The sequence below is a fragment of the Armatimonas rosea genome, assembly GCF_014202505.1.
Lineage (GTDB): Bacteria > Armatimonadota > Armatimonadia > Armatimonadales > Armatimonadaceae > Armatimonas > Armatimonas rosea.
In genome coordinates, this window is record NZ_JACHGW010000001.1 from 870,610 (window position 1) to 895,220 (window position 24,611).

At 63.1% G+C, this 24,611-nt stretch carries 23 protein-coding genes; 6 read left to right on the top strand and 17 right to left on the bottom strand.

What is annotated here, in order from left to right:
* Window positions 1–81: 81 nt before the first annotated feature.
* Window positions 82–981 (top strand): hypothetical protein, encoded by a 900-nt coding sequence (locus tag HNQ39_RS03885; protein ID WP_184192643.1) that lies wholly within the window; start codon window positions 82–84, stop codon window positions 979–981.
* On the opposite strand, the gene HNQ39_RS03890 is transcribed toward HNQ39_RS03885, so the two are convergent.
* The 5 genes from HNQ39_RS03890 to HNQ39_RS03910 all read right to left on the bottom strand — a co-directional run bounded on the left by HNQ39_RS03890 (window position 929) and on the right by HNQ39_RS03910 (window position 7,740).
* Entirely contained in the window at window positions 929–1,570 is a 642-nt protein-coding gene (locus tag HNQ39_RS03890; protein WP_221289798.1) for a fibro-slime domain-containing protein, read from the bottom strand. The two genes, HNQ39_RS03885 and HNQ39_RS03890, sit on opposite strands and share 53 nt — an antisense overlap.
* Window positions 1,571–1,881: 311 nt before the next feature.
* Window positions 1,882–2,346 (bottom strand): hypothetical protein, encoded by a 465-nt coding sequence (locus tag HNQ39_RS03895; protein WP_184192645.1) that lies wholly within the window; start codon window positions 2,344–2,346, stop codon window positions 1,882–1,884.
* A gap of 299 nt (window positions 2,347–2,645) precedes the next feature.
* Window positions 2,646–3,098, bottom strand: a complete 453-nt coding sequence (locus tag HNQ39_RS03900; RefSeq protein ID WP_184192646.1) for a hypothetical protein — start codon at window positions 3,096–3,098, stop codon at window positions 2,646–2,648.
* Between the two features lie 146 nt (window positions 3,099–3,244).
* A complete protein-coding gene (locus HNQ39_RS03905) occupies window positions 3,245–6,493 on the bottom strand; it encodes a ribonucleoside-diphosphate reductase subunit alpha (RefSeq protein WP_184192647.1) in 3,249 nt (1,082 codons plus the stop codon).
* Between the two features lie 161 nt (window positions 6,494–6,654).
* Entirely contained in the window at window positions 6,655–7,740 is a 1,086-nt protein-coding gene (locus HNQ39_RS03910; RefSeq protein ID WP_184192648.1) for a ribonucleotide-diphosphate reductase subunit beta, read from the bottom strand.
* Window positions 7,741–7,981: 241 nt separating this feature from the next.
* Between HNQ39_RS03910 and HNQ39_RS03915 the strand changes: the two genes are divergently transcribed.
* The gene (locus tag HNQ39_RS03915; RefSeq protein ID WP_184192649.1) at window positions 7,982–8,602 is read left to right on the top strand and encodes a hypothetical protein; all 621 of its coding nucleotides are present in this window, start codon (window positions 7,982–7,984) and stop codon (window positions 8,600–8,602) included.
* Window positions 8,603–8,612: 10 nt separating this feature from the next.
* Here the strand turns inward: HNQ39_RS03915 and HNQ39_RS03920 are convergent, their stop codons facing one another.
* The 8 genes from HNQ39_RS03920 to HNQ39_RS03955 all read right to left on the bottom strand — a co-directional run bounded on the left by HNQ39_RS03920 (window position 8,613) and on the right by HNQ39_RS03955 (window position 15,058).
* The gene (locus tag HNQ39_RS03920) at window positions 8,613–9,269 is read right to left on the bottom strand and encodes a potassium channel family protein (protein ID WP_184192650.1); all 657 of its coding nucleotides are present in this window, start codon (window positions 9,267–9,269) and stop codon (window positions 8,613–8,615) included.
* Between the two features lie 8 nt (window positions 9,270–9,277).
* Window positions 9,278–9,733 carry a potassium channel family protein gene (locus HNQ39_RS03925; RefSeq protein WP_184192651.1) on the bottom strand — a complete coding sequence of 152 codons (456 nt, stop codon included), beginning with the start codon at window positions 9,731–9,733 and terminating at the stop codon, window positions 9,278–9,280.
* A 21-nt stretch (window positions 9,734–9,754) separates the two neighbouring features.
* Complete coding sequence (locus tag HNQ39_RS03930) at window positions 9,755–10,579, bottom strand: ABC transporter permease (protein WP_184192652.1); 825 nt, start codon at window positions 10,577–10,579, stop codon at window positions 9,755–9,757.
* Window positions 10,580–11,422, bottom strand: a complete 843-nt coding sequence (locus HNQ39_RS03935) for a tetratricopeptide repeat protein (protein ID WP_184192653.1) — start codon at window positions 11,420–11,422, stop codon at window positions 10,580–10,582.
* 1 nt (window position 11,423) lies between these two features.
* A complete protein-coding gene (locus tag HNQ39_RS03940; RefSeq protein WP_184192654.1) occupies window positions 11,424–12,962 on the bottom strand; it encodes a serine/threonine-protein kinase in 1,539 nt (512 codons plus the stop codon).
* 3 nt (window positions 12,963–12,965) lie between these two features.
* The gene (locus tag HNQ39_RS03945) at window positions 12,966–13,826 is read right to left on the bottom strand and encodes a protein phosphatase 2C domain-containing protein (RefSeq protein WP_184192655.1); all 861 of its coding nucleotides are present in this window, start codon (window positions 13,824–13,826) and stop codon (window positions 12,966–12,968) included.
* A gap of 17 nt (window positions 13,827–13,843) precedes the next feature.
* Complete coding sequence (locus HNQ39_RS03950; RefSeq protein ID WP_184192656.1) at window positions 13,844–14,524, bottom strand: RDD family protein; 681 nt, start codon at window positions 14,522–14,524, stop codon at window positions 13,844–13,846.
* Between the two features lie 120 nt (window positions 14,525–14,644).
* Window positions 14,645–15,058, bottom strand: a complete 414-nt coding sequence (locus tag HNQ39_RS03955; RefSeq protein ID WP_184192657.1) for a hypothetical protein — start codon at window positions 15,056–15,058, stop codon at window positions 14,645–14,647.
* Between the two features lie 17 nt (window positions 15,059–15,075).
* Here HNQ39_RS03955 and HNQ39_RS03960 point away from each other — a divergent pair, with 17 nt between their 5' ends.
* Window positions 15,076–16,008, top strand: coding sequence for an NAD(P)-dependent oxidoreductase (locus HNQ39_RS03960; protein ID WP_184192658.1), 933 nt, complete (start codon window positions 15,076–15,078; stop codon window positions 16,006–16,008).
* Here the strand turns inward: HNQ39_RS03960 and HNQ39_RS03965 are convergent.
* A complete protein-coding gene (locus tag HNQ39_RS03965; RefSeq protein ID WP_184192659.1) occupies window positions 16,000–17,211 on the bottom strand; it encodes an enolase C-terminal domain-like protein in 1,212 nt (403 codons plus the stop codon). The genes HNQ39_RS03960 and HNQ39_RS03965 overlap by 9 nt on opposite strands.
* Entirely contained in the window at window positions 17,208–17,987 is a 780-nt protein-coding gene (locus HNQ39_RS03970) for a sugar phosphate isomerase/epimerase family protein (RefSeq protein WP_184192660.1), read from the bottom strand. The genes HNQ39_RS03965 and HNQ39_RS03970 overlap by 4 nt, the downstream gene beginning before the upstream one ends.
* Window positions 17,988–18,014: 27 nt before the next feature.
* On the opposite strand from HNQ39_RS03970, the gene HNQ39_RS03975 reads away from it, so the two are divergent.
* Together HNQ39_RS03975 and HNQ39_RS03980 are read left to right on the top strand one after the other, a co-directional pair.
* On the top strand, window positions 18,015–19,199 hold the full coding sequence (locus HNQ39_RS03975; protein ID WP_184192661.1) for an MFS transporter: 1,185 nt from the start codon (window positions 18,015–18,017) through the stop codon (window positions 19,197–19,199).
* Window positions 19,200–19,221: 22 nt separating this feature from the next.
* A complete protein-coding gene (locus HNQ39_RS03980) occupies window positions 19,222–22,254 on the top strand; it encodes an alpha-L-rhamnosidase (RefSeq protein ID WP_184192662.1) in 3,033 nt (1,010 codons plus the stop codon).
* Between the two features lie 38 nt (window positions 22,255–22,292).
* Here HNQ39_RS03980 and HNQ39_RS03985 read toward each other — a convergent pair whose 3' ends face one another.
* Both HNQ39_RS03985 and HNQ39_RS03990 read right to left on the bottom strand, forming a co-directional pair.
* Window positions 22,293–22,586, bottom strand: a complete 294-nt coding sequence (locus tag HNQ39_RS03985) for a XisI protein (RefSeq protein WP_184192663.1) — start codon at window positions 22,584–22,586, stop codon at window positions 22,293–22,295.
* A 54-nt stretch (window positions 22,587–22,640) separates the two neighbouring features.
* On the bottom strand, window positions 22,641–23,039 hold the full coding sequence (locus HNQ39_RS03990) for a hypothetical protein (protein ID WP_184192664.1): 399 nt from the start codon (window positions 23,037–23,039) through the stop codon (window positions 22,641–22,643).
* 53 nt (window positions 23,040–23,092) lie between these two features.
* On the opposite strand from HNQ39_RS03990, the gene HNQ39_RS03995 reads away from it, so the two are divergent.
* The gene (locus HNQ39_RS03995) at window positions 23,093–24,589 is read left to right on the top strand and encodes a sugar ABC transporter ATP-binding protein (RefSeq protein WP_184192665.1); all 1,497 of its coding nucleotides are present in this window, start codon (window positions 23,093–23,095) and stop codon (window positions 24,587–24,589) included.
* Window positions 24,590–24,611 lie beyond the last annotated feature (22 nt).

Below are 24,611 nucleotides of genomic sequence, written 5' to 3' on the forward strand. Positions count from 1 at the left end.
ACCCCGTAGCTTTGTCAGGATTTGGTGTAAAGGGAACATCGTTCTTGCGGTTTACTGTCCCATGGAGCGAGGAGTATGTGGATGACGAGGTTTCTGAGATGGCTGGGTGCGCTGGCTTGCCTACTGGTAGCGGTGGGGGCGCAGGCGCAGGACAAGCTGATCTACTGCAATGAGCCCGAGCGGATTCGGGATGCGGGAACCTACGCCGATGCACGCCTGCTCGCGGGGCAGAGCTACACGATCTTCTACCACTTTCGAAACTCCAGCAACGACACGGGCGACTTCGTGGTGCAGCTCAAGAGCCTGACCGACGAAGGCTTTAGCTTCACGTCGAAGCAGGGCCTCGCCGACCCGACCAGCGACCCGCCCACCGTGGGCCGACAAGCCATGGCGCGCTACCTGCGTGCCCCGGAGAAGGCGATTGTCGCCGATAAAGGGGTCGCCCGCTTCACCTACAAGCTCGCCCACCAGCAGGTGGCATCGGGGATGATGACGATCAAGCCGGACAAGAACCTGCGCCTGCGAATCTACTACAAGCACGATAAGTGGGACGCGCCCCGGATGCGGACGATGGTCCTCGACTCCCCGCGCTGTGAGGTCGAGGTGCCGCTCAACGGCGACTCGCCGCGCCATAGCTACCGGATCGGGATGCCGGAGCGCGATACCAACAAGGCCCGCCTGCGTGATGGCTCCTACGGGATGATCTATGCCTTCAAGATCGCTGCCCCCGAGGGGCGCAAGGTGCGGATTGGCTTTATCCCGCGCGGCGGCAAGGCCGGGCTGGTGGGGATGCTCGGCGGCGACCTGATCCAGTCCGAGATCTACGAGGCCTACTCCCGTGCGACCTTCTGCGAAGCGACGGTCGGCCCCAAGGGCGAGCTCCAGTTCACTACCAGCCCCTTCGGAGGCGTCTTCTACCCCGTCGAGCTTACCTTCCAGCTTCTCCCCACGGTCGCCGCCGGCCCAGCGGCACAGCGATAAGCCCTAGGCTGAGTAGTGCCAGTGTTCCTGGCTCTGGCGCACTGCTAAAGGCAGGGTTGGAGACGAGGCTGGCAATTGTGGTTGAAAAGCTGAAGTTCGACTGGGTAGTATGGCGCTCTGCCTGGAAGATATCCAGGTTATAGGTTTGTCCATCACTGAGCCCGAGTGTTGCCGCCAGGGTATCGAGGTTCACTGTGGCGCTCTGGGCCGCATGAACCCCTCCGAGATCGATGACACGCTGGTTATTGATAAACAGCCAGACATCGTCATCGGCGTTGGAGAAAGCAAACGATTGCCCTGTGCGGTAGGTGAAGAGGGCATGAATCTCGGTGGTAAACCCGTAGTTGTGCACTCTGCCTTGGTTGCCTAGGAGCGTATTGTCGATAGGAAAGTAGTTCGCGTTGGTGTACTGGAATACCCCCGTGCCCACCCCTGTCTCCGTTAGAGTAAGAGGAATGGTGGTGGTTTGGTTGTAGGTAGGGGTGTCGTTGTACCACATGTTGAACAAGGCTGCCCCATGTGTTGTTGCCGTGGTGGGAGCTCCAAGGTAGACAGGCTTACTATCGCCTCCGAGGGTGGTACTGACCATATTGCGGTCATCTCCGAGCAGGTTCTCAAAGTCTGAGTGTGCATTGTAACCACTGACCGCTGTTCCCTTACTATCAATAAAGTCGCGGACAGTGGCATTGATAGTAAGGGTGGTTTGAGCCGAGGCAGAGGTACTTGCTAGGGTAAGAGCAAGAAGGCTGTTGATAAGCAAGAAATGAGTACGTTTACGCAGAAGCGGCATTGTGTGATGTTCCTTTGGAGTTTAGTCCAAAGTCATATTTGGCTTCTGAAGGGGCTATTTAGAGGGTTTTTATTTTGGGCCGGAAGCGACTACCTCAGGCCTTTGTGTTCTTAGGCGGGGGATTGCTCGAAGGCAGAGAGTTCCTCGACGGTGTAGTAGGACAGATTCTTTTCGTGCATATATTTCCAAAAACGTGTGGATAGATCGAAAAATGTGAGCGGACGAAATGCTTCAATCTCCCGACGTTTTCGTTTGCTCTCCGAGCGAGGAAGCTGCCTGGCATAGGTATTAAGCCACTCCGATTCCAGAAGATAGAGCGCCTCCCGACGAACCCGTGGGTGCGTATCCTCTGCCATTTTCTCTAGAACCCCTGGACTGGGAACGCACGCAGCAACCGACCAGCGGCTGAGATAGCTGGGGCTTTCCAGTAGCTTCCATTGGAAATCCGAGTCTTTTACTGCCCGTGTCCAGCCTGCCTCACATAGCAGAGGGGGCATGAGGAGAGGATCGGTGTCGCGGAATTGGAAAAACGCCTCCCGAAGTGCTTGCTTGTTTCCTTCTAAGCCGATCTTCATAGTGTAAACAAGCTCCCCTCGCATCCATGGTGGCCCATGAAGTAGTTGCTCGTGCATGGTAGTGGGGACTGCACTCACCTCCAGCGCTGCCCGGAAGTCGTCTCGTCCCTCCCACGGTTGCATGAAGGAGTCACGGAGGAAGCAACAGGTACTAGAGAGTGTCTCCCACGAATCCGCGATGCGAAGGGATTTCGCTAGCACCTCGATTGTTGCTGGGATTCCAAACTCTTGAAGAACTTTAACCGTCTGGACCTGGAAGATTCCCTGATATGTTTGGATTTGGTGGACTAGACTCTCGTTCATGATATCGTTGGTAGCCGTAGTGCTATGCTCTCGGCGAAAGTGCCGTTGCCGTCGTCGGAGTCGTCCGGTAGCACGGAGCGCCAGAGGGTGAGCCCCCAGCTGGGAAAGTGATACGTATAGCCGTACTCGGGGTCGTCTTCGTCTATCGGCGTGTAGGCGGCAATTGCCTCCGCCAGATCGTCCATGGGGGTTGCAAAGATATCTACGTTGTGAAGTAAGAAGGGATTTCCCACGACAGGGCTGGCCTCTAGAAAGGCAGCTTTACCGTTGGTGTCGAAGTCCACCCGAAGGCAGAGGGCTCCATAGAAATCCGAAGCGGGTTCGTCGTCGGAGCGCTGGTAGCTGAGCGGCGCACCGTACTCTGCAAGCGCGACTCGGCTCTCCTCACGTGACATGCCTAGGCGCACGGGACCGATTCCCTTCTGCGGGACAATGTCAAAAACCGCCATACGGGATTGTACCAGGCAGGGGAGCAAAACAAAAAGGCCAGGGGCAAGCGCCCCCGGCCTCCGTTTCTTATCCCCCTCCTTTCGCCCCAACGAAGTTGGGTTTCAGGCGAAGGGAGGGGGCAGGGGGAGGGATGCTCCCGGATGCCCTACTGGCACGCCTCGCACTCTTCGCCGTTGCGCATCGCCTCGATGGAGCAGGCGGCTTTCTCAGCGTCGGTGAAGACCTTCTTGACGGGCGCTTCGGTCGCGGCGGGCGTCTCGCGCATCTTGAGGGAGACAGTCGCCTTCTCGATATTGCTGGCCCCGAGCGTGCGGAGGTAGTAGGTGGTCTTGAGGCCCGCGTGCCAGGCGTAGCGGTACATGTGGCTGAGGGCCTTCATGTCCGGGGTGCCCAAGAAGAGGTTGAGCGACTGGCTCTGGTCGATCCACTTCTGCCGCCGAGCGCCCGCATCGATCAGGAACTCGTAGGGGATCTGGAAGGCCGTCAGGTACTTCTCCTTGATCGCCTGCGGAATCTCCGCGATATTGTGCAGGTCGCCGTCGAAGTACTTGATCTGATCGACAATCTCTGTGTTCCAGAGCCCTGCCGCCTTCAGGTCCTTCACGAGGAACGAGTTCAGCACCACAAAGTCGCCGGAGAGGTTGGACTTCACAAACAGGTTCTTGTACATCGGCTCGATACAGGGCGATGTCCCCATGATATTGGCGATCGTCGCGGTCGGGGCGATTGCCAGGACATTGGAGTTGCGCATTCCCTGCGTCTTGATCTTCTCGCGCAGGCTTGCCCAGTCCAGCTTGCCGCCACGGGCGACCTTGATCTCGACCCCGCGCTCTTTTTCTAGCAGCTCGACCGTATCGGCGGGAAGCAGGCCACGGTCCCACTTGCTGCCCGCAAAGGTCGAGTACGAGCCACGCTCGGCGGCTAGGTCGCTCGATGCCTCATAGGCGTAGTAGGCCACCGCCTCCATGAACTCGTCGTTGAACTCCACCGCCTCTTGCGATGCGAACGGGATGTCCTTCTTGTAGAGCGCGTACTGGAGCCCCATGACCCCCATCCCCACCGGGCGGTGGCGCTTGTTCGATGTCTCCGCGGGCTTGGTGGGGTAGTAGTTGATGTCGATCACATTGTCCAGCGCCCGCACCGCGATCTGGATCGTCTCGCGCAGCTTCACGTGGTCGATCTCGCCGCTCGGGGTCAGGTGGTTGTCCAGGATCACCGAGCCCAGGTTACAGACCGCGGTCTCCTCGGGGCCGGTGTTGAGAGTGATCTCGGTGCAGAGGTTGCTGCTGTGGATCACGCCCACATGGTCCTGGGGCGAGCGGACATTACATGGGTCCTTGAAGGTAATCCAGGGGTGACCGGTCTCGAAGATCAGCTTGAGCATGGCCTTCCAGAGCTCGATCGCCTCGACCTTGCGCCCATTGATCTTGCCCTCGTCGGCCATTTTTTCGTACTCGGCGTAGCGCTTCTCAAACGCGGCACCGAAGAGATCGTGCAGGTCGGGGACATCGGAGCTGCGGAACAGGGTCCACATCTCGCGGGCCTCCATGCGCTTCATGAACAGGTCGGGAATCCAGTTGGCCGTGTTCATGTCGTGCGTGCGGCGGCGCTCATCGCCCGTGTTCTTGCGCAGCTCCAGGAAGTCGAAGATATCGTTGTGCCAGACCTCAAGATAGGCACAGCCCGAGCCCGCCCGCTTGCCGCCCTGGTTCACCGCGACCAGCTGGTCGTTGTGCATCTTCAGGAAGGGAATGACCCCCTGGGACTCGCCGTTGGTGCCCTTGATATGGCTGCCCGTGCCGCGCACCGCGGTCCACGAGCCCCCGAGACCACCGGCCCACTTGGAGAGAAACGCGTTCTCCGCGATCCCACGGATCATGATCGACTCGATACTGTCATCTACCTTGTAGAGATAGCAGGAGCTCAGCTGGCTATGCAGCGTCCCCGAGTTGAAGAGTGTCGGGGTCGACGAGCAGAAGCGGCGGCTCTTGTACATCGTGTAGAGCTCGAGCGCATGCTCCTCTTTGTTTTGTGCGTCGGCGTAGAACAGCCCCATGGCGACACGCATCCAGAAGAACTGCGGCGCCTCCAGGCGGCGAGGGCGCTTGCCGGTCTTGTCGGTGATGAGGTAGCGGTCGTAGAGGGTCTGGAGGCCGAGGTAGTCGAAGTCTAGGTCCGCAGTGGGGTCCAGCGCATTGGCGAGCCGGTCGATATCGTAGCTCAGGATATTGGGCGAGAGGCGCTCGATCTGCACGCCGTAGTCCAAGTACGCCTTGAACGCCTTCTTGTGGGCCTCTTTGAGCCCGGCGATCCCATCGCGGACAATATCCCAGGTCAGGGTCTCTTCGTAGATGTAGGTCAGCAGGATGCGGCCCGCAAAGAAGGAGAAGTCCGCATCGCGCTCCATCAGCATCTTGGCATTCAGGACAATGGTCTTGTTGAGGTCCTCGCGGCGGATATCGGCGCGGATGGAGCGGCGCAGCTCGGCCTCGATCTCCCCGGCGCTCAGGCACAGGTCCAGCCCGATCGATGCGAACTGAATGCGCTTTCGCAGGTCCTCACCGTCCCAGAAGTTGCTCGTGCCATCGTCTTCGGTGACCGGGATGAGCGCGAACTGCGGGTCGGGAGCATTGCTCTGGCTCACTTCCGAGGCGCGGAGCATCATGCGCTTGGCGCGGTAGAGGATGTAGTCCTCGGCGACCTTCATGTAGCCGCCCAGCACGAGCTCCTCTTGCACCAGGTCCTGCACGGTCTCGATCGGAATGTAGGTCATCCCCAGGCCACGGGCGCGCTCGCTCACACGGGCCGTGATCTGCGGCGCGGCATCGGACTCCATCTTCATCGACAGAAACGCCTTGCGGACCGCGACCTCAATCTTGTCCTGGTTCCAGGGCACCACCTGGCCGTTGCGGCGGATCAGGCGCATCTGCTCGGCGGGGATCGTGTTCTGGGAGGTCGGCATGGTCGTGCGCTGCATCACCAGCGCCTTGGCGATCTCGTAGGCCCCCTTCTCGATCAGGGCCGCCTCGACCAGCACGGAGAGGTCGTAGTCGCTGAGGCGTGCGCCGCGCCCGTTCTCGCCCAGCCGGGAGAGCTTCTCCACCACGCGGACGGTAGTATCGCGCACAAACACCCGGTTCTCGTCGGTGTTGACCTCCTGCTGCCCACGGGCAAAGTGGAAGGTCACCAGCGCATCCCCGACAATCTGCGCCGCCATCTCTGGTGCAAAGGTCCGCTCCTGATCCTTGCCCACCAGCTGCACTTCCAGCTCTGGCAGACCCATCAGGTCGTGGACGGCCTCGCGTCCGTCAAAGTGAGGCTTCTCGTCCTCAGGCAGCAGCGCCGCGCGCTTGATCTCAAGATCGCGCAAGATTTCCGGCAGATTGATTGTCATGATTGCATGTTCCTAAATATATTGCCGCCGATTGAAATCGGCGTCTACAGTAGCCTACGGTTGCAAAGCCCGTTCCGGGCTCCTAAATCTCCCAGCCCGGAACGGGCTTTGCGGCGGAACGCCATTGCAGACGCCCCATTCCATGGGGCGGGCTTTGATGTTTACAGCTCGTCGTCGTCCACTTGTCCGAGCGACGAGGATTTCTGGTACTCGGTGACCCGGCCCTCGAAGAAGTTTTGCTCCTTCTTGATGTCCATGAGCTCGGCGAGCCAGGGCAGGGGGTTGGTGATTCCTTGGTTCAGCGGGTTCAGCCCGACACTCTCTAGGCGGCGGTCCGCGATAAAGTCGATGTACTGCTCGAACTCCTCCGACGAGAGCCCGAGGCCGGCGACCGGGAGGCAGTCTCGGATGAAGGCCTTCTCCAGCGTGATGGCTTCTTCCATTAGGTCCGAGAGCTCTTGCTGGAACGCGGGGGTCCAGATATCGGGGTTCTCCTCGATCAGCCCTAAAAAGAGGTTGCGGAAGACCTCGATATGGTTGGACTCATCGCGGAGCGTGTAGCGGAACATCGTCCCGATCCCGGTGAGCTTGCCCTGGCGGTAGAGCGAGAGAATCATCCCAAAGAGGCCGTAGAACTGCGTGCCCTCCATGCACTGCCCAAAGACAAAGATGTTCTTGGCGAGCAGCTGCTTGTTCTCCAGCTGGGTAAGATCCAGGTCGCGGCGGAGGGAGCGGGAGACACGCGTCACAAACTCGTTTTTCTTGCGGATCGTCTCGATATCATCGAACATCGCCTCGCACTCGTGGGGGTCGATGCCTAGCGACGAGATCATATAGAGCAGCGAGTCGGCGTGGATATTCTCTTCGTGGGCGTGGCGGCCCAGCACCAGCTTCAGCTCGGAGGCGGTGACCAGCTCGCGGACCACGTGCTGGATATTGTCCCCGACAATGCCCTCGGCTGCGGAGAAGTACCCGATTCCCATGCGGACGATCCAGCGGTCGATATCACTGAGCGCGGAGTCGCTGCGCCACTGCTCGGCATCGCGCTGCATGGGGATGTCCTCGGGCTCCCAGTGGTTGGCCTTCATCTTCTGGTAGAGGTTGTAGGCCCACTGGTAGCGCAGCGGGAGCAGGTTGAAGGTCATGGTCTCACGACCGTTGATCACGCGCTTGGCCGCGAGTGCTGCCTCTGCTTTTTCCTCATCGAGAAGGAAGGTCTTACCCCCAAGGGTGTAGGTGGTCTGCATGCCTCTGACTGACTCTTTCTGATACCCCTCCGTTTGCCTCGGCAGGGGTTGCGTCCGGGTGCGGTGGGGACGCTACATGTAGTGGACGAGGTAGATTATACGACCCACATATGGGGCTGTCAACGCTATTTCTCGGTAAACTTACGGGCAAACATATAGTATTTTAAAGGCAAACAAAACGCCAAACGTTTGCCTATAAGAAGAGTTGACAAAACTCCTGTTTGCCGCTTATAATCGCCCTATGTCTAGCCAGCTATTTGAGGAAGAAGCGCCCTCTGTTGCCGCTCCCAAGAACGGGCGTTCCGCCCGAACTGCCCCGGCTCCCAAGCCCGAAATCGCCCTCACCGATCCGTTCGCCGATGAGCCCGAGGTGGCGGTGGCCGAGGTACTGCAATCTCCAGAGCCCCCGCTCGAGGTCGAGGTTGAGGCCGTCGCAGCCGTGGTAGATGTCGAGCCTGCGCCCGCACCCGCGCCCGTGGTTGTCCCAGCACCCGCCCCGCCCGCTCCCGTTGTGGTTGCGCCTGCTCCCGTCGTGGTTGCGGCGACGGCTCCTGCCGGGCCGCGTGCCCTGCCTGAGGAGCGCCAGAGCCTGACCCTGACCCTCAAGGCAGGCGGCTGTGAGGGCCTGGTGATCGTGGGGCTCTACGACGATGGCAAGCCGGGGGAGGTGCTCCTGCTGCTACGCAACGCGCCTGCGGGGGCTGCGGCTGCCTTGGAGGCCTTTGCGTCTACCCTCACCCTCGCCCTGCCCTACGGAGTTCCCGCGGGAGTCCTGGCGACCCAGCTACTGGCACTGGTCAGCGAGCCCAGCGCCCACGAGGCCGCCCGGACAATCGCCCACTCCCTGAGCACACGATTCTGAGCCCAGGGGGTTAGGCGGAGAAGACCCCGTGGAGAGCGGGCTCCTGGTCCTGCTGTACCAGCGTGAGGACGGTATCCCCCGTCTGGAGGATGGCGTTGGGCGAGGGCAGGAGCCCCTTGTCGCCGCGCAGGATCGCGATAATGTGCGCCTCGCCGGGAAGCGAGATCTCGCCAATCGCGCGCCCGACCACCGGGGACTGCTCCGAGAGCTCGATCGAGACAATCTCCAGATGACCACGGGCGAGGGCCGCCACGGGGATCAGGTGGTCCACCTCGATCTCCTGCTCGATCAGGTTGAAGATCAGGCGGGTCGCGGAGACGGTCGTGTCGATTCCCAGCTGGGCAAAGAGGGCCTCGTTGGCCGGAGAGTTCACACGGGAGATCGTCCGCGTGATCCCAAAGCGCTGCTTGGCCATCTGGCAGACAATCAGGTTGTCTTCGTCCTCGCCGGTCGCCGCGACAATCACATCGGCACGGGCGAAGCCCATCTCCGCCATGATCCGGGCCTCACAGCCATCGCCCTGCTGCACGACCTCACCCAGATCCTCCGCGAGGCGCTGGGCACGCGCACGGTCTTTCTCCAGGAGCAACACCTCGTGGCCCGCCGCAACCAAGTCCTTGGTCAGGTAGTAGCCGACATTGCCGCCACCAATCACAATCACGTACATCGCAAAAACTACACTTTCTGAGCGGCATCGAGATAGCTGGTGAGCTGGTCCATGAAGCTATCGGGGCGACGGCCCTCCACGAGGTCGCAGAAGAGCCCGGCGGCGGTGGCGGTGGTGCAGAGGGTCTGGATTCCCATCTCGGCGTAGACCGCGGCCCGCGAGGGGTCGTAGATACGGGTGAAGACCTGGGGCACGTTGAAGATGCGCTTGGCGATCTGGGCGGCCATGATGTTACGGTTGTCACCATCCGTCACACTGATAAAGGCGTCCGCCCCCTCGATCCCCGCACGCTTTAAGACATCCATGTCCGTTCCCGGTCCGACAATCTTCTGGCCCTGGAACTTACTCCCGAGGCGCCGAAAGGACTCGGAGGTACGGTCCACGACACGGACATCGTGACGGTCTGCGAGAAGGCGTGCCAGGGTGGAGCCGACGCGACCACAGCCAACGATTACAACTTTCATAACGCAAGATTGTACCCTATTTCACAAATCGCGTCTGCCAAAAACAACGGCACCCACCAGGAAAACCAGTATGACGTAGCCCGCGATATACCCAAAATCAACGGGCACCGGCTCTTGGCCCGGAAAAGGGCTACTCAAGGAGATGGTCTTGCCATCGAGCGTCGGGAACGGGCCGAGCTGCTTGGTGGTCCAGCGTGCCATCCGTCCGATCGGCATGGCGTAGCTCGCCGTGCTCGCAAAGACCCCCAGCGCCTGGATCGCAAACGTGCGCTCCAAGAAGCGCAGGAGCCCCTCGGCCCACCCGATCCCCGCCGCCATCACCGAGAGCCCCGCCGCGAGCGGAAAGGCGCTGAAGGTCGAGAAGCAGAGCGCGAGGCTCGTAAAGACAATGGGATAGAGCGCCAGGCAGGGGAGCGCGGCAAAGAGATTGCGGTGCGAGTGGGCCGGGTCGCGGAGCGTGGCAACCACGAAGAGCACCAGCGCCCAGACCAGCAGGCTCCCGAGCACAAACCCAAGAATCCCCAGCCACTTGCCGGCGTAGACCGCGGTTCGCGTGAGCGGCTTGGGCAGGATCGTGCTGAGCACCCCCCGGTCCACCTCCGACGAGATCGCGCCGGAGGCCAGCGCGATCCCAAAGACCGCCCCGAAGAACTTGAGGATATCGGTGCCCAGAAAGACATAGAGCCCCACGAAGATGCGGTCGGCCTGGTCGCGGGGGAGGAGCAAGAGGCGCCCGGTTAGCGGGACAAAGCCGCCCGCCGCGACGAGAACCGCCACGAGCAGGGCGAGCCACCCCGCACGACGGCGCAGGGCTTCTTTGAGGGTGAGGCGCGCAAGCGTGAGCAACTAGCCCCCCTGGTCGAAGGGGTTGTGCTCCCGGGCGTACTGGGTGATGTAGCCCTGGGCCTCGGTGGCGGCGGCGGAGCCGGGGGACTTGCCGACCACCTGGCTCCAGAGCTTGAGGGCCAGGCTGGTGTTACCCGAGCGGTAGGCATCGTTGGCCTGGGTCAGCAGGCTCTGCGCCTCTTGAGAGCTGCGGGAGTTGGCGCTCTCAAAGTCCGAGGCTTTGATCTGGGGCGTCCCCGGCGCGGCCCGCTTGGGGAACTGGGTGATGCGGTCCGCGGGCGGGGCGACATTCGATGGGCCGGCGGGGGCGTCGCTGTCCAGGATACGGGCCACCGCATCGTACTCCGCCTTTGCCGGGGCATCATCGGGCTTCACATCCAGGGCTTTCTTGTACCAGCGGAGCGCGGCGGGCAGGTCGTTGCGGTTCTGCGCGAGGTGTCCGAGCTCGCGGTAGCTCCAGCACGCCCCCTCGGTGGATTTCTTGAGGACATCGTCGGTGTTGGCCTTGTTCTGGACGATCCGCTCAAAGGCGCTGGCGGCCCGCTCGTAGTCCTTGGCGGCGTAGAGCGCCGCCGCTTTGTTGTAGTCGTCGATCCCGGTGGCGTAGCCCATCTGGGAGCTGGCGTTTTTAAAGGCTCGGTTCAGGGCCAGCCCGCCGCCGATCACGACTCCCCCGATCAGGACCACGGCCAAGACCCAGCCGACCGTCCGCGAGGTGCTCCGCGCCGACGCCTCCCACTGTGCTTGGAGCGCGGGCGGGAGCGCGAGGGCCGCGCCACAGTGGCGGCAGACACTCTCGCCTTTTTTTAGAAGATTGCCACACTGAGGGCAGGCCCACTGCATCTTATTCGCCTCTCTTGATCGCGCCGCCAAAGAGATCGCTCCGCCCACTGGCATCGTCGTAGAGGCGCTGTGCCTGCGCCCCGACATCGGTGCCGACGGCACGCTCCTTGGCGAAGTAGAACTGCTGCGCCGCCTCGTTGTAGCGGTTTTGGCTCAGGAGCTGCTGCCCGGTCTGGATCGCCTGGTTCGCCTCCCGAAGCTCCTGCTCCGACGCCTGCCGGGGCGGGGCGGGGGCGGCAGCGGTGCTGTTATTGCCCGAGGTGGGCACCATCCCGCCGCCGCCCAGCTTCTTGCTGATCGCACCGTCGATAAACTGGTCCAGCGGGTCTTTGGTGGCGGTCTGGGTGCCGCCGCTGGCGGGGGCGGGAGCGGCCGTGAAGCCACCGCCCGAGGGGGCAGGTGGGGCGACCATGGTCTTGGCCAGGAGGAAGCCGATAATGACCAGCGCGGCTCCCCCGAGCGCTCCCCAGAGCCAGGCATAGCTCCCGCGGGTCTGGACCGGAATCGGGGCAAGGCCCTGCGCCATGGCACCGCCGACGGGAACCGCGACCGGAGCCAGCGGCGCGGCCCCGAGCTGCGTGGCGGCACCGTACTGGACAGTCGCATTGCTGAGGGGCGGGGTACTGGGGGCGGGGGCTCCAAAATCGGCGGCGGAGATTGGGGCGGGGAAAGCTCCCCCGCCCGGCGGGGGCTGGGGGGGCAGGCTCGTGCGGTTGGCCGCGGCAAAGACTCCGGTGCGGCTCTGCGCCACGGCCTCCAGCGCCTCGCGGAGCTCGTGGGCGCTGTAGAAGCGGGCGTTGGGGTCTTTCTGCGTGGCGCGCTGGATCACGGCCTCCAGCGCGGGAGTCGCACCGGGCACGGGGGGCGTCGGGTCGTTGCAGATATGGTAGGTGATGGTCACCACCGAGTCGCCGGTGAAGGGCTTGCGGCCCGCGGTCATCTCCCAGAGCAGGATGCCCAGCGCAAAGATATCCGAGCGGGCATCGATCGGCAGGCCCTTAATCTGCTCGGGGGACATGTAGCTGGGGGTGCCAAAGATCTGCCCGGCAACTGTCAGTGCGGACTCGGAGAGAATCCGGGCGATCCCAAAGTCGGTGAGCTTGACGTGGTTATTGGGCAGGAGATGGACATTGTCGGGCTTGAGGTCTCGGTGGACAATCCCCGCGCGGTGGGCAAAGTCGAGGGCATCGGCGAGGGCGATTCCGATACGCACGACCTCGGTGAGGGGCAGGGGGCCGGCGGCGGTGAGGCGCTGGCGCAGGGTCTGGCCCTCCAGGTACTCCATCGCGATAAAGTACCGCCCGGCGTCTTCCCCGACTTCATGGATCGTGACGATATTGGGGTGCGAGAGCTGACCGGCGGCGCGCGCCTCGCGGTAGAAGCGCTCGATCCGGTCGACCCGTGCGGCACCCGCGGCATCGGGGGCGAGCGCGAGCTCTTTCACCGCGACCCGCCGCCCTACCTGGGGATCCTGCGCCTCGTAGACAATATCATTGGAGCGCGCAATCTCTCGAACGATTTTGTAGCGTCCCAGCTGCATGACCTAGCCCTCCGGTTCTAAAGGAGTGATGGAAGAAACCCGAAGTAGCAAGACAGTACTGTTGTCCTTGCCTCCCGCATCGTTGGCGGCATCGATAATATCCAGAGCGGCCTTGGAGAGGCTCTTGGTCCCCACCAGCGCCGCGAGGGCGTCCTCGCCTAAGTACCCCGTGACTCCGTCCGTCGCTAGCAAGATCGTGTCGTCGGGGAAGAGGCGCTCGGTGTAGATATCGGCGGTGAGGCCCGGCCCCATCCCAATCGAGCGGGTGATGATATTGCGGTAGGGCGATGCCTCGGCCTCGGCGCGGCTGAGTGCCCCCCGCCGCACCTGCTCCTCCACCCAGGAGTGGTCGATGGTGAGCTGACGAATCCGCTCGCCCTCGCGCAGCAGGTAGGCACGCGAGTCTCCGACATGGGCGATGGTGAGCATATCGTTTAAGACGACAGCGGCCACCATGGTAGTTCCCATGCCGTTCTTAGCGCCTAGCTTGATGGCGGCCTGGGAGATCAGAAAGTTGGCATCGGCCAGCGACTGCTGGAGCGCATCGGCGACACTGCCCTCGACCGGCTCGGCGAAGTAGGAGCGGATGAGGCACTTGAGGCCGGCCTCGGAGGCGATCTGCCCGGCGCTGTGCCCTCCCATGCCATCGGCGATCGCCCAGAGCCGTCCCCGGAGCGCCAGGGTCGGGGCATCGTCGGGGGTGAAGAAGTCGTACTTGTCCTCGTTGTTCTCACGGACCCGCCCGATATCGGTACGAGCCGCGAAGGCGAGCTCCGTCTGGTGGGTGGGCCGACGGTCCGCGAGCTGTGCCCAGCCCTGGGCAATTGTCTCGGTGTCGAACTCTGCAGTTGTCTCGTCGGCCATCTTAATCTCCTGAGTGCTTAGGTTGTATCCTGATAACGGAACGTCATCGTCCCAGACATTTTATCGTGCCACGTGTCGCCGTCGTCGCTGCGGAAGGCGTGGGCAAAACCCAGCCCCAGCGGCAGGAGCGAGATCACTTGGCCCAGAGCTCGGATCAGGGCCTGCCTGGTGGTGACGACCGTGCCGTCGGGGTTGAGGACAATGATCCCCGCGATGTACTTGCCGAAGGTCTGGCCGGTGATGCCGACCGTGAGGGTATGGTAGGTCAGGGTGGCAAGAAAGTAGACGGGCCAGTAGATCCAGAAGTGCATCCGGTGGGTATCACGCACGAACTGGTAGGTTGTCTTGTGCCCGACTCCCCCCGCAAACATCGCCAGGAGTGCCGCCAGACCGATGCCAAAGAGGGCTGCTACCAGGGTATCGACCAGGAACGAGAGCACCCGAGAGCTCATCGCGGGACGCCCGACCTCGGCATCCTCGACATGCACCACAGGAATGGCTTCGTAGTCTTCGTCATGCTCACGGGAGATAGCCCCCTCGGGCGCGCAGCTCTCACAGAACTCCAGCTCTCCCAGTAAGTACGCACAGCGATCACACAGCCGCGAGCCACAGCTATTGCAGCTCGTGGTGGCCTCGCGGTTTGCATGGTTGACACACGGAATCTTGCCAATCATGCTGGGATCGATCAAGTCCCTCAAGCACTTGATACAGTTCACCTGCCCCGGTTGATTTGCTGTGCCACAATGACGACAGACAACCATAAGTCTCAGCCCCCCTCGAATTTGTTTATTTTGCCTGACACAAGAGACAACCGCAAGCTATATTCTGTTATTGAGGTACGCATTGCTTGCCGCATTTCCGGATGCCCGATCCGCCCAGACTTCGAGAGGGCTCGCATCGTGCCCGTTCTTGGGGAAGACGATGTAGCCCCAGGCGTAGCCCAGGAGAGTCAGGGGCAGGTACAGCGGCCCAAGAAGGCGGCCTTGGAGCGCGTGTACCAGCTCGTGACGGTAGATATTGTCGGAGAGTTTCTGTGAGCAGATCACCACATCGCCGATACACATCCCGGAAAAGTACCGCCGCCCAAAGCTCGCCGCGACCCAGCCACCGTCGATGAGGAACACGCGGTTCTCTCTGTCCCACGAGAGCCGCCCTCCCAGCCCGAAGAAGAGCCCGATGACGGTGTTGGGCAGCGACCAGAGATGGCCCAGCAGGAGGAGAATCAGACGCATGCCGGGAAAATCGTACCATGAAAATAATCGTCACCGCCGCCTACTCGGACTTGGAAGAGGAGTACGACCACATGGTGCGGCTCCTCCCTGAGCACGACGTGGCCCCGACCCTCGCTCCCGATGCCCCGGTGCTCTGTGTGACCAGCCGGGACCTGGTCACCCTCGAGCTGCTCGATAGCCTGCCCGGCGTGCGGCTGATCGCGACCCGCTCGACCGGCTTTGAGCACATCGACCTGGCGGCGGCGCGCGCGCGCGGGATCACGGTCTGCAATGTTCCCCACTACGGCGACCACACCGTGGCCGAGTTTGCCTTCGGCCTCTTGCTGACACTCAAGCGCCACCTACACACGGTCCTCAAAGACGCCGACGCGGGGCGGTTTCCTTTCGGTGGCCTACGGGGGCTGGACCTCTTTGGGCTGACCCTGGGGGTGGTCGGAGCGGGGCGGATCGGGCGGTGCGCGGCCAAGATCGGGGTGGGGTTTGGGATGACGGTCCTCGCCCACGATATCGCGCCCCTCCCCGACGAAGCCGAGCGCATTGGCTTTACCTATGTCGGGCTGGACGAGCTCCTCACCCGCGCCGATGTGCTGACCCTGCACACGCCCTTGACACCCCAGACCTACCACCTGATCGGCGCTGCGGAGCTCGCGCGGCTCCCACGGGGCGCGGTCCTGATCAACACCGCCCGAGGCAGCGTGGTCGCGCTTGCGGCAGTCCTACAGGCCCTCGACTCCGGCCAGCTTGCGGGAGCGGCCCTGGATGTTCTGGAGGACGAAGAGCGTATCGCGGAGCTGGCACCGCCCCTGCTGGAGCGCTACCCCAACCTGCTCCTCACCCCGCACGTGGCCTACCACACGGTTGGGAGTGTCGGGCGCATCCGCCAGACCACCGCCGACAATATCCGTGCCTTTCTCAACGGAGCCCCCCAGAACACCGTGCCGCTACCGTAGGTCGCAGCTCGCGCCGGGCTCTTGTGGCGTCTTGTAGACCCCGTTCTCCACCTGCGCGGGGTGGACAAAGTGGGGCTTTAGGTGCGGGATGTGCTCCAAAAAGACAGGCTCCTGGCCCAGCACGATCGCATTGAAGAGCACGAGGTGCTGGTGGAGCTGGCCCATGTCCCCGACATGCGGGACGATCGGCTTGCCGAACTTCTTGGCAAGCAAGCTGACGGCCAGGAACTCACTCACCCCGGCTAGGCGCACGGCATCGGCCTGGACATAGGCGAGCGCACCGGCCTGGAGGTAGTTCTTAAAGACAATGCGGTTGGGGAAGTGCTCCCCCGCGGCGATCCGACCGGGGACAACCTCGGTATTGAGCCGCTGGTGCGCCAGGAGATCGTCGGGGTGGGTGGGCTCCTCGATCCAGAGCGGCTTGAGGGGAGCCAGCGCTCGGCACGCCGCCTCGGCCTCGGGGAGGCTCCACTTTTGGTTGGCGTCGCACATCAGGCTCCCCGCATCCCCGATTGCCTCCCGCACGAGAGTGGCGCGGCGCAGGTCGCGGGTAAAGTCATCGGAGCCCACTTTTAGCTTGAGCGCGGTGAAGCCCGCCCCCAGGCTCTTCTTGATGTTCTCGGCGAGCTTGGTGTCGTCGTAGCCCAGCCAGCCCGCCGACGTATCGTAGCCGGGGTAGCCGTCGGTGAGGAAGTGGGTCTGGGAGCGCGGCTGGCGTAGCAGCTCCAGAGCCTGCGCAGGCGTGAGGGCATCATCGACATAGCTGAGGTCGAGTGTCGCCAGGAGCGCCTCGGGCGAGAGGTCGAGGAGGAGCTTCCAGAGCGGGACACCGTGCGCCTTGGCCCAGAGGTCCCAGCAGGCGTTGTTGAGCGCGGCGAGCGCGAGCTGCACCACCCCCTTGTGTGGCCCGAGCCAGCGTAGCTGCGGGTGGTCCGCGAGCCGGCGCTGGAGTGTCCCCAGCTGCGCCATCAGCTCCTCGGTCTCTAGCCCGACCAGCGGCTCTGCGAGGAGCTGGATTGCCTGGCAGACCAGCTCATTGCCGCCGCCCAGCGTGAAGGCCAGGCCCGTACCCGTGGCTCCGGTGTCGGTCTGAAGCAGCGCGGTGGCGTAGCTATAGACGGGGTTGGTGTGGAGCGAGTCGGTCCCCGCGCCGCCGGAGAGCGGGAAGCGGGCATCCCGCACCGAGACTTGGGTGATTGTCACGTGCGCAGTGCCTCCAGAAACTCCCGGTTGCGCCGCGCACTTGCGGTTGTCTCCTCCCACGTTCCCGTGCGGCAGCACTCCACCATCACGGGGCCGGAAAAGCCGCCCTCGTTGAGCGCCGCAAAGACCGCAGGGAAGTCCACGGCTCCCTCGCCAAACTCTAGCATGACCTCGCCTCGTAGGGTCGCGCAGTCCTTGGCGCAGAGGCCCGTGGTGCGCGCCGCGACACGCCGCGCCTCCACGACAGGGGCTTTTCCGGTGTAGTGGATAATATTGCCCGCATCGTACCAGAGCCCGACATTGGGGTGGGCGATCTGGTCAAAGCAGCGCTCGATCTCCTCGGCTGCGGCGGTGCACCCGCCGTGGGGCTTGAAGACCACCTGGATTCCGTGCGGCTCGGCCTGCTGCGCGGCAGAGCGGGTGGCGGCGTACCAGCGGGCGAACTGCGGCTCGTGGTCGGCGCCAAAGGTCATTAAATAGCGCACGCCCAGTGCCTGCGCGCTCTCTACCTGACGCGAGATACTTGCAAAGGCTTCGGCTTCACTGCCGCTGTGGTCCACGTGCAGGCACGCCAGGTTCGCGGTCAGCCCGTGCGCCGCCAGTCGTGCAAGTATCGCCGCCGTGTCCATGCCATCGAGGGCCAGCGAGATATCCGCCACCCCACCCAGCAGCCCGACTACCGAGTAGCCCGCAGCGGCGACTCCTGCCAGCGCCTCGTCGAACGAAAACTTTCCCCAAGGGCGCACAAACGCCCCGATCTGCCACGTTGCTTCCATGCGGGAATTATATCGGTACAATGGCCCATGCGGCGCTTCTTTTATGGTTGGATTGTCTTGTGGGTGGCGGCTCTGGCGATGGTGGGGACCCTGCCAGGGCGGACTCAGGGGCTGGGGCTGATCACCGAGCCTCTGCTCAAGGACTTTGGACTGGAGCGCGTCGCCTACGCCAACCTCAACCTCTGGGCGACTCTAATCGGCTCGCTGTTTTGTCTCGGGATCGGGACACTGCTCGACAAGCTCGGGAGCCGCGCGGTGCTCACGGCGCTTGCGCTGCTCTTAGGGGCGACCGTGATCGCGATGGGCCAGTCCACGCAAGTGGCGCTGCTCTTTGTCTTTCTGGTTTTGATTCGTGGGCTTGGGCAGAGCGCACTCTCGGTGGTGAGCCTGGCGATGGTGGGGCAGTGGTTCACGACGGGCCTAGAGAAGGCGATGGCGACCTATACGGTGGTGATGACAATTGGGTTCATGGCCGCCTTTCCCGGAGTTGGGGCGGTGATCGAGAAGAGTGGCTGGCGGGTGGCTTGGTCGGGGATTGGGTGGGCGCTAGTGCTCGTGCTGGCCCCATTGGCACTGCTGCTTGTCCGCCGCGCCCCGGTCGAGCACGATGCCCAGGAGAGCCCCCTCCCGGTCGGCGGTGCGACTCTTGCGGAGGCCCTGCGCACCCCCGCGTTCTGGGTGATGGGGCTCTCCAGTGCGCTCTATGGGCTGATCGCGTCGGGGATTGGGCTCTTTAATGAGTCGGTCCTAAAAGAGCTAGGGTTTGCCGCCAATGTCTACCACACGACCCTGGCGATCACGGCGCTGACGGGGCTGGTGGGCAACTTTCTCGGTGGGTTTCTCGCGACCAAGCTGCCCCTCAACCGCCTGATGGCAATCGCCATGCTCCTGCTGACCGTCGGGCTGGCCGCGCTCCCGCTGGCACGCTCGATGGGGTTGGTGCTAGGAATCTCGGTCTTGCTCGGTGTGGCGGGGGGCTTTGTGATGGTGCTGTTCTTCTCGTTCTGGGCGCACGCCTTCGGGCGCGCACACCTCGGAAAAATCCAGGGGGCCGCGCAGCTCCTGACGGTTCTCGCCTCCGCCCTTGGTCCCGTGCTCCTCGCCGAGGTCTACCAGCGCACGGGCTCGTACGGGAGCATCTTCTACTTGCTTGCGGGCGTTGTTGGGGTACTGGGTGGCCTCTGCTGGACAACCAAGACCGCCGGTTTCTAGCCGCGGCAGGTATAATCCCCCCATGACCCGTCACACCCTCTTCGCCGCTGCCACGCTGGCAGCGCTGGTTGCTCCCGCCCAGGCCGCGCTCACGGTCGGCCGCCTGCGCTGTGAGTACAAGACCAACCCGCTCGCCATCGATCTTGCCAAGCCCCGCCTCTCGTGGATCGTCGAGAGTAAGGAAAAAGGCCAGAAGCAGACCGCCTACCAGATCATGGTGGGCACCGCGCCGGGCAAGGCCGATCTCTGGGACACGGGGAAAGTGGCCTCCGACGAGACCATCCAGATTCCCTACGGTGGGCAGGCGCTGGAGAGCGGGCAGCAGGCGTTCTGGCAGGTGAAGGTCTGGGATGCCAAGGGCAAGACCAGTGTCAGCACGACCGCACACTGGACCAAGGGGCTGGGCACAAATGACTGGAAGGCGCAGTGGATTCAAGCCGCCCTCCCCAAGCCAGCAAATGCCCTGCCGCCGCTCACGCTCGACGGTGCCAGCTGGATCTGGCTGGCGAGCGACCCGGAGACCCCGCCCGTGGGCAAGCGCAGCTTCCGTGTCCAGTTCGATGCCCCCGCCGGAGCGAGCGCACGGATCGCACTGACGGCGGACAATAGCTACACGGTCGCGGTGAACGGCAAGAACCTCGCTACGGCCAAGGGCAGCGACTGGAAGTTCTACAACACCTACGATCTCAAAGATTTATTGGTGGCGGGCGCGAACACGGTGGTGGTGACGGTCACCAACGAGGGGGATGCCCCCAACCCCGCGGGGCTGATCGCCAAGCTCGTGGTCAATGGAAAAGAGTACCCAACCGGCAAGAGCTGGGAGGGCAGTGTCGCGCGGCGTGCCTGGGAGCCGGTGAAGATTCTTGGGCCGGCGGGGATGGCACCCTGGGGCAAGGCCGAGGCGGGAGGGAGCGGCAACAACGCCATGACCCCGCCGCCGCACTTCCGCAACACGTTCCGTGTGGAGAAGCCGGTCAAGCGCGCGCTGCTCTACGCCACCGCCCTCGGGGTCTATGAGCTGGGGCTCAATGGCAAGCCGGTCAGCGACGATGTCTTCTCGCCGGGGTGGACGGAGTACAAGAAGCGGGTACACTATCTGGCCTACGATGTGACCAAGCAGCTGACGGTGGGGCCCAACCAGCTCCAGGCACAGCTTGGGGATGGCTGGTACGCGAGCTACCTGGCCTTCACAGGGCGGCGGCGCTACTACGACGGCGACCCGCGCCTCAAGCTCCAGCTCAATATCGAGTATGTCGATGGCACCAAGGCGACGATCGGCACGGGCCAGGACTGGCAGTGGGCCTACGGGCAGATCCTGACATCGGACATGCTCATGGGCGAGGAGGTGGACACCCGCAAGACCGCCACAGACTGGAAGCCGGTGCAGACCCTTGCCAACCTGCCCATCGTGGTCGAGGCGCACCCTGGCGAGCCGATCCGCCCCGCCGCCGCGATCGCCGCGACCACGCGCACGGAGCCTAAGAAGGGGACCTTTATCTACAACCTGGGGCAGAACCTCACCGGCTGGGCACGGATCACGGTCACGGGCAAGCCGGGCCAGACCGTCACCGTGCGCCACGCCGAGCGCCTCAACCCCGATGGCACGGCCTACTTCACCAACCTACGCGCCGCCAAGGCCACGGACACGTATATCCTCAAGGGCGGCACCCAGACTCTGGAGCCCAAGTTCACCTTCCATGGCTTCCAGTATGTCGAGATCACGGGCCTGGACACCGCGCCCGCGCCCAAGAACGTGGTGGGGATCGCCGTGCACTCGCAGATGGCCGACACGCTGACGTTCGACTCGGACAACAAGCTCCTGAACAAGCTCACCGACAATATCGACTGGGGCTTTATCGGCAACGCGCTCGATGTGCCCACGGACTGTCCCCAGCGCGACGAGCGGGCGGGCTGGACTGGCGATGCCCAGGTCTTCGCCAAGACCGCGATGCTCAACCGCGACACGGCGGCGTTCTTCACCAAGTGGCTGGTCGATCTGATCGAGGACGGCCAAGGCGCCGATGGCGCTTTGCCCGATGTCGCGCCCTATCTCTCGATGGTGGGCCGGGGCAACGCGGCGTGGGAGGACTCCGGGGTGGTGGTGACCTACCGGATGTACGAGATGTTCGGCGACACACAGGCGATCCGTGACCACTGGGCCGGGCTGACCCGCTACATGGAGCACCTGAACAAGGTCGCCCCCGAGGGCATCCGTCAGGTTGGGGCCTACGGCGACTGGCTGCTCCTCGATGCACCGCAGCAGTCCGCGGTGCACGGGACGGCCTACTACTTCTACTGCGCCAAGCTCATGGCGACCATGGCCGATGCCATCAGCAAGCCCGACGAGGCCAAGGCCTACCGCGCCCTCGCCGAGAAAGTGAGGGCCGCCTTCAACGAGAAGTTTGTCGGCGCAGATGGCAGTGTCACCGACAAGGGCAAGGCATCGCAGACCTTCTACGCGCTGGCGCTGGGCTGGGACCTGCTCCCCAAGGAGAAGCGGGCCGGGGCGCAGAAGCAGCTCGAAGGCTTGCTGGCCGCCAAGAAGAACCACCTCGCCACCGGCTTTATCGGGACTCCCGTCCTGCTCTTCGCCCTGGATGGGGTCGGCCGCACCGATCTGGCTAACCAGCTTGTCCTCAACGACGACTACCCCTCCTGGCTGTACCAAGTCAAGCTCGGCTCGACCACGATGTGGGAGCGCTGGGATGGCTGGACTCCCGAGAAAGGCTTCCAGAACCCGGGGATGAACAGCTTCAACCACTACTGGCTCGGCTGTGTCAGCGAGTGGCTCACCACGGGCCTGGTGGGGATCGACACCGACGGCCCCGGCTGGAAGAAGCTGGTGATCAAGCCGCGCTTTAACACCGTCCTCAACCACGCCAGCGCCAGCTACGACTCGATCCGCGGACGTGTCTCCGCCAGCTGGAAAAAGAGCGGCAACAGCGCCACGGTCAACGTGACCATCCCCGCCAACACCACGGCTCGCCTAGAGCTCCCCGGAAAGACCGAGAGCCTCACCAGCGGCACCTACACGTTCACGGTGAAGCTACCCTAGCCGACAGCGAACTCGGTGAACTGGCGCTTGAACGGGGATTAAAATCCCAGCACGATGTCACTCTTAGGAACGCCTGCAGCTACCAAGCGGTGGGCGATTCCTTCTTCAGTACCATCGTGCTGAATCCATATCTTTCCCCCACGAATGTCTAAATGCAGAACGGTGCCGTGAATGCGCTGCTCACCACGCCAGCCTACCGTCATGAGCTGGTAGTGGTCATTTTGCGTATCGAGGATTGTCTCTACTTCCACATCGGCCTGCGGGACACTCTCTTGGGAATACGCAAGAAGCGCTTCCTTGATTTTCTCTCGATAGAGATTTAGCGTATCCATTGAGTTATTACCTCCTGTTGTGCATCATAGACAAGTATTGAGAGGCAGTCGTCTCTACAGCTTTGCCAAAAGTAGCGTGCAGATGTCGCTGTCTCGGAACATGCCGTCGGTCTGTAGGGCGTAGGCGCAGTGCATCTCAAGCACGCCCCCCTCGAAGGTCATCTGCATCTGCGCTTTGTCTTTGACATTCTTGAGCTTAATGAGGGTCAGCCCCTCGCGCACGGCTTCTTTACCCAGCTCGTCAAGGCAGATCGTCCGGAGTGCCATGTTCAGCCGGTGACACGAGAGGTTGTCCAGGAAGTTGAGCCCCTCTAGGTCATCGGCCAAGCTCTCCCAATCGACATCATAAGGAACCGCCTTGCCGCAGATCTCCTCAATTTCTTGGACGCGCTCTGGCAGTGTTGTCTCCCGAAGCTCCTTGATCTTTCGCCGCTCCATCAGTCCCATAATCATAAACTCCTCTGTTAGGAGCAATTATACAAGACATCGTATAATGGGGCGTAGTGATGAGCGAGATAGTCATTCGTAGTGTGGGCGTGAGCAAGGCCTTTGGCGGTGTCACCGTGCTGGAGGGGGCGTCGGTGGCCTTGTACGCCGGCGAGATGCATGCGCTGGTGGGGGAGAACGGGGCGGGCAAGTCCACCCTGGCCAAGGTCTTTGCCGGGGTGCATGCTCCGACCGTGGGGCACCTAGAGCTAGGCGGCAAGCAGGTGCACTTCGCCGGGACACGCGAGGCGGCGGCGCACGGGGTCGCGCTGATCCCGCAGGAGCCGCAGACCTTTCCCGATCTGACGGTCGCGGAGAATATCTTTATCGGGCGCCAGCCGGGCAGCAAGGGCCTGGTGAGCTGGAAGAGCATGAACGACGAAGCCAAGCGCCTCCTGGACACGCTGGGAGTCGCGCTCGACCCTAAGGCACCCGTGCGCGGTCTCTCGGTGGCGGACCGGCAGATGATCGAGCTGGCGGCGGCGCTCTCGCTCAATGCAAAGGTGCTGATCTTCGACGAGACCACAGCCTCGCTGACACCCGGCGAGGTGGCACGCCTGGCGGAGATTATCGCGCGGCTTAAGGCAGAGGGCTGCGCACTCGCCTTTATCGGCCACCGCACCGAGGAGGTCTTCTCGCTCTGTGAGCGTATCACGGTGCTCCGCGATGGGAAGGTGGTCGATGCGGACCGCCCCATCGGCCAGACCACGGTGCAGGAGACCCTCCAGAGAATGGTCGGGCGCGAGCTCAGCGAGTCGGGGGCGCGGACCGTGCACCTACAAGGCCCGCTACTTCTGGAGGCACGGAACCTGACACGGCGCAAGAAGTTTAAGAATATCTCGCTGGCGGTCTACTCTGGGGAGATTGTCGGGCTGGCAGGGCTGGTGGGCGCGGGCCGCACCGAGGTGGCACGGGCGCTCTTTGGCCTGCTCCCGCTCGACTCCGGGGAGATTCGCCTCGAAGGGAAGCCGGTTCGGATTACCTGCCCCGAGGATGCCATGAAGCAGGGAATCGCACTGGTGCCCGAGGACCGGCAGCAACAAGGTGCGCTCTTGCCCTGGAGTATCTGGCAGAACAATAGCCTCGCTAGCCTGAAGGGCCCCTGGCTCACGCCCAGCAAGGAGCGCGAGCTGGCCCAGACCTGGCGCGAGAGCTTCGCCGTGCGCTGCCAGAGTGTCGAGCAGAGCCTCGCGGAGCTGTCTGGGGGGAACCAGCAGAAGGTGGTCCTGTCCAAGTGGCTCGCCACCAACCCAAAAGTTCTGATCCTGGATGAGCCCACCCGCGGCGTGGATGTGGGGGCCAAGGCGCTGATCCATGAGGAGATTCAGAAGCTCACCCGTGAGGGAATCGGGGTCCTGCTGATCTCGTCGGACCTCCCCGAGATCCTCGCCCTCGCCGACCGGGTGATGGTGATGCGCGAGGGAAACCTGGTCTGTGAGCTCAGCCGCCAAGACGCCACGCCGGAGAGCGTGATCGCCGCCGCGACCGGGGCGGAGCTCGCCCGGCTGGCGCGCTAGGCGGAAAAATCGGCGCTTTGCC